Source organism: Bacillus sp. mrc49 (genome assembly GCF_002803435.1).
This window is the reverse complement of sequence record NZ_PHNG01000143.1, coordinates 1-952: the sequence shown is the minus strand read 5'-3', so window position 1 is coordinate 952 and position 952 is coordinate 1. Positions and strand designations below refer to the sequence as shown.

The 952-nt window shown below is 43.5% G+C and carries 1 protein-coding gene; it reads right to left on the bottom strand.

The annotated features are described in order from the left end of the window. Window positions 1-952 (bottom strand): PP2C family protein-serine/threonine phosphatase (locus CVN76_RS00985; RefSeq protein WP_157805405.1); only part of this gene is annotated, 952 nt, incomplete at both ends.

The following is a 952-nucleotide window of genomic DNA, read 5'->3' as shown; positions in this document are numbered from 1 at the left end:
GCTGATATCATCATCAATTTCGGAATGCGTCATTCTTGATAGCAAGAGCGCTTGTAGTAGGTCGTGTATAGAAAGAAGGGCGTTTTCAATGAATTCCTTCTCGATGCGTTCAGTCCGTTCAGCGGCGGAAGGGCTAGGAGATTTAGAGAGGCCGTCTGAATAAATGATGAAGCGGCTTCCTGGTTGGTAATGAAATACTACTTTTTTTATCGGAGCATCCTTAATGCAGCCTATAGGGCCAGCCCCTTTACTCAATCTGAGAATGTAATTGGTGTCTGGGGCATGCAAAATGGCTGGGGGGTGTCCACAGTTCACATATTCAATGAATCTTTCCCTTGTATTTACGTATGCAATGAAGGCTGAAAAACAGGCATTGATTGTATCTTCCAAATGAATTCCCTGGAATAAACCCCTCATATGCTTTTTCAGTTCCCTGGTTATGATGATGGGGTCCCGTATCCGTTTTATCAGCTCAGGTATCAAGGTTCGGATGGACATGTGTACAAGCGCTGTATGAATGCCTTTTCCGCACATATCGATCATGATGAAAGCGTATTTTCCGTCGCTTACCTCGGTCCAGAAAAATAAATCGCCTAATAATTCAGTGGAAGGCTGGGTGATTCCTTTGATCTCAATATGGTTATTTTGGATTGGTGTCGGTAAGCATAAATGTTGAAAGCCCCTTGCGATGCGCATGCTCCTTGTCGACTTCTGATTTATCTTTTCAAGTTCCTGTCCCTTCATTTTAAATGAGAACAGGTGCATGCTGATGTTTTGGAGTGAGGTTAACTTGATGTTGACTTCCACCGGGTCAGCAGGGATGGGGATGGTCAGGTATAAGGTCCTTTTTGGTAACTCAGGAGGAACTCTCATTTTTTTCGTCCGTTTATAAATGAATAAGATTGGAATTTCAAGGGATTCGGCTAAGCTGAACAAAGCCGTTTGCTGCCAG